4 protein-coding genes are annotated in these 3,710 nt (G+C 42.9%); 2 read left to right on the top strand and 2 right to left on the bottom strand.

Features of this window, described 5'->3' with window-relative positions:
- Nucleotides 1–156: 156 nt before the first annotated feature.
- Both AC4II3_RS31925 and AC4II3_RS31920 read left to right on the top strand, forming a co-directional pair.
- Complete coding sequence (locus tag AC4II3_RS31925; RefSeq protein WP_488017176.1) at nt 157–960, top strand: hypothetical protein; 804 nt, start codon at nt 157–159, stop codon at nt 958–960.
- Nucleotides 953–1,912 carry a pentapeptide repeat-containing protein gene (locus AC4II3_RS31920; protein ID WP_488017174.1) on the top strand — a complete coding sequence of 320 codons (960 nt, stop codon included), beginning with the start codon at nt 953–955 and terminating at the stop codon, nt 1,910–1,912. The genes AC4II3_RS31925 and AC4II3_RS31920 overlap by 8 nt, the downstream gene beginning before the upstream one ends.
- Before the next feature lie 188 nt (nt 1,913–2,100).
- Here the strand turns inward: AC4II3_RS31920 and AC4II3_RS31915 are convergent, their stop codons facing one another.
- On the bottom strand, nt 2,101–2,475 hold the full coding sequence (locus AC4II3_RS31915; RefSeq protein WP_488017172.1) for a Nif11-like leader peptide family natural product precursor: 375 nt from the start codon (nt 2,473–2,475) through the stop codon (nt 2,101–2,103).
- Nucleotides 2,476–2,557: 82 nt separating this feature from the next.
- The gene (locus tag AC4II3_RS31910; protein WP_488029811.1) at nt 2,558–3,385 is read right to left on the bottom strand and encodes an inositol monophosphatase family protein; all 828 of its coding nucleotides are present in this window, start codon (nt 3,383–3,385) and stop codon (nt 2,558–2,560) included.
- Nucleotides 3,386–3,710: the final 325 nt, after the last annotated feature.

The following is a 3,710-nucleotide window of genomic DNA, read 5'->3' as shown; positions in this document are numbered from 1 at the left end:
CCGATTCCCGATTCCCGATTCCCGATTCCCGATTCCCGATTCCCGATTCCCAATTGAACACCGCTATAAGTATTTTCTCGTAATAAATCGAGGATTATTGTAGCTTTTGTAAATCTTAATTTCTGATCAAAATAGATTAAAAATCTATAAATTATTATGTTAGATTTTAATCAAAATAACTTCATTATTCCAATTTCAACGGGCATGGTAATAGCGCAAGATTTGCCAAAAGAACTTGAAATTATTGAAATTGAGAATAAATACGAAGATTGCCTGTTCATGAAATTAGAGGGCACTATCGTTCAGCCAGATAAAATTGACCTATTCTTAACTATAAACTTTCATGATCAATTTTTAGAACTACCCGGTGGTAGCATCAAACTTGGGCTAACCGGTGGAGAGCTAAGGCTGAACTTAACCAATGGCAAACTTCCCTATTCTCACCGTGGTCTGAATGATGATTTTAAGGTTTCCATAGAGAAAAAGCGACGGTCAAAGCAAGGTAGTCAACTTCATCATGACAAAAAGATGTCCATGGGTTTAGAGACTAATCCCAATCAAGCTAAATTCAACATTGGCACAGAATTAAATCTCAGGAGAGATATCAATCACGAAAAAACTGATGAATTCACCATCATGGATTACCAGATCACATCCAAAGGTGGAGAAACCAGTCCAGCCTGGGTTTTTGCGGCCAAAAGTGGTGAGCCATTATTAACTGGAACCCTGAGCAGTATATGGTTAGGCAGCATTACCAAACTAGACATCAATCAACCCTGTTATATCGAAGCTATTTTCACAGTTTTGCAGAAAAATGTCCATCTTTATGAAGCGGAGGGAATATGGTTTCAAGAAATTAGTCGAGAAGAACGGGCAGTCCTAGATCGAAAGATTGTCTTATTTTTACTCAAGCGCCAATTAAAACCTTATGTAAGTCGGTTAGTATTGCAGGATGTTTAATCAAGAATTAAGCCAGGAAATTAAGAAGACACTCCAAGGTTTTCGAGCAGCCAAGACCAAGAATTTCAAGAAATTAGCAGAAGTTGCTGGTTTAGATATTAGTAGTGACTTGGCAGGTGCTAACCTTAGGGGTGTTAATCTCAGTCGTCTTAATCTCAGCCATGCTGACTTAAGTGATACTGACTTAAGGGATGCCAAACTCAGTGGCGCTGACTTGAGTGGCGCTGACTTGAGTGGGGCTGACTTGAGTGGGGCTAGCTTGATTTCAGCAAACTTAAGCCATGCTAATCTCAGTAATGCCCAAGTCACAGGAACTCGGTTTGGCAAAAATCCCGGTCTGGTTGAACAGACTAAGGATAACCTAATCAAGCGAGGAGGGATATGGGAACCTAGTATCACGGAAGTGCTTCTGGCTTGGAATGAATTGAATGACCGTGACCGAGATTGGATGATTGCCACAGGGGAGAGTAAAGAAATTCCAGCTGGTCATGTCTTGATTCATGAAGGAGAATCTATCAATGCACTCTACATTGTGCTCGATGGCATCTTAAGCGTTTCCGTTGAAGCTTGGAAAAGTCGGGAAATTGCTCGATTATCCAACGGTGAAGTAGTCGGAGAAATGTCTTTTGTGAAAGATCATCCCCCTTCCGCTACAGTTAAAGCTTTAGAAGACTCCATTGTCTGGTCAATTGATCGAGCTAAATTAACCCATAAACTAGAGAAAGACCCCCGTTTTGCAGCTCGTTTTTATCGCTTGTTTGCTGCTGCTATTGCTGATCGAATATACCTGACCACAATTAGCTTACTTTACTTCGAGAAAGAGTATCAGATAGAAGACCCAATGGCGACTCACCTTAGTATTGATGAAAAGGACCCAATCAAAACCTATGAAAAAGATATTTTAGACAAAACTAAGGCAGCGTTACTGATTAATGGGGTGATTGAATCGTGAGCGATCAGCTATCAGCTATCAGCTATCAGTTTATGGGCTACGCCCACGCTACTTGAGGTGCTATCAGCTTATGGGCTACGCCCACGCTACGGGAACAGGCAAAGGCCAACGCCTGACCGCTGACCACTGACCACTGACGGCTGACCGCTGACAGCTGACGGCTGTTCGCGTAGCGCTTAAGCTGACAATTAATCGTCTTTTTTAATCACTTTAAACTCATCTAGCAATTGCACCCAAGTGATAGCATCTCTCTTGTCATAAACCCACGCGATCAGATTGATATCTCCTGTTTCCCAAGCAAATTTCCACCAAGCATCTAACTGTTCCTCTGTAACATCTAATCCTATTATTTCTTTTTTAAAAGTATCACTAGGAGACTGACTGGACTGATGTTCCTGGATAAACTGTTGCCAGTCAGCTACGGTAAACTTAAAATCGTAATCCTGTGCTATCTTAACTACCTCTTCTGGATTTATAGTAGCTATTAGCTGCTGTTTTAAATCCTCTTGTAGAGAAACAGCATGGAAAAATTGAGTAACCGTTTCTGTAGAAATTGTAGACATTAAGTATAAAAAATGCGTCACTTAGGGACGCTAGTTAATCGACTTTACATCTACAATTATAATTAATGACAATTCTTAATTATTATTCTTTCCAGGAAGATAAAGATGGTGTCTCTAACAACGCAGCACTGAGACTGTCGTGAATTTTGGCATTAGTTGCCAGAATCCGCCCAGAATTAATATCAATAGGACTGCCATCATAAGCGGTAACTTTACCACCAGCTTCCTGTAGGATAACGATGCCAGCGGCTATATCCCAAGGAGAAAGCCCTCGTTCCCAATAGCCATCCAATCGTCCAGTAGCAACATCACACAAATCGATGGATGCAGAACCACTACGACGAACGCCTTGAGTCAGATGAGTCAGGTAACAGAACTCGGCATAGTTGTTATCGGAAGTCTGCCGCCGGTCATAGGCAAATCCAGTGACTAACAAGCTCTTACCCAGGTCAGAGACTTGGGAAACCTTGATTGGCTGACCATTGCAGGTTGCCCCTAAGCCCATAGCTGCACACAATAACTCATCCCGAAAGGGGTTATATACTGCTCCCACCTGAGGCTTGCCGTCAATCAACAACCCCACAGAGGTAGCAGCAATGGGGTATTGATGGGCATAATTAGTAGTACCATCGAGGGGGTCAATCGCCCATAGGTATTTACTTTGATTGTCTCCCAGTTGACCGGATTCTTCTGCGAGAATCGAATGGTCTGGCACATCGTTTTTGAGTATATCTAAGATTACTGCTTCTGCTTCTTTATCAGCTGCAGTGACTAAATCTCCAGGACGTCCTTTCTCTTCTATAGTTTTGAGATTGCCCCAGTAAGTTTTCAAAACATCACCAGCAGCAGTGGCAGCTTTAGCGGCAATATCAAGGAAAGTTTGTAGTTGTTCGGAGGTTTGTTCTGTCATTGAGCAGATCACCTGTAGTTTATCAATTGAGTCGGTAAGCAGTCAGTGGTCTAGCCGTCAGCGGTCAGCGGTCAGCGGTCAGCTTATTTTATTCAAAAGTACTTCAACTAGCGTGGCACAGGCTTTGGCCAAAGGCCACGCTGTGCGAACGACACTGTGACTGTACCAATAAGCACCTCAAGTAGCTTGGCCACAGGCCGAAAGCTGATAGCTGATAACTGATAGCTGATAGCACCTCAAGTAGCGTGCGCGTAGCGCTAATCGCTGACCGCTGATAGCACCTCAAGTAGCGTGCGCGTAGCGCTAATCGCTGACCGCTGATAGC

Source organism: Moorena sp. (assembly GCF_982860115.1).
Note: the sequence above shows the minus strand (reverse complement) of the source record. Positions and strands in the feature narration are given on the sequence as shown.

What these genes read in the sequence shown, in the direction of transcription:
- AC4II3_RS31925 (WP_488017176.1), top strand. Translation starts at nt 157, where the DNA reads ATGTTAGATTTTAATCAAAATAACTTCATTATTCCAATTTCAACGGGC.
- AC4II3_RS31920 (WP_488017174.1), top strand. Translation starts at nt 953, where the DNA reads ATGTTTAATCAAGAATTAAGCCAGGAAATTAAGAAGACACTCCAAGGT.
- AC4II3_RS31915 (WP_488017172.1), bottom strand. Translation starts at nt 2,475, where the DNA reads ATGTCTACAATTTCTACAGAAACGGTTACTCAATTTTTCCATGCTGTT.
- AC4II3_RS31910 (WP_488029811.1), bottom strand. Translation starts at nt 3,385, where the DNA reads ATGACAGAACAAACCTCCGAACAACTACAAACTTTCCTTGATATTGCC.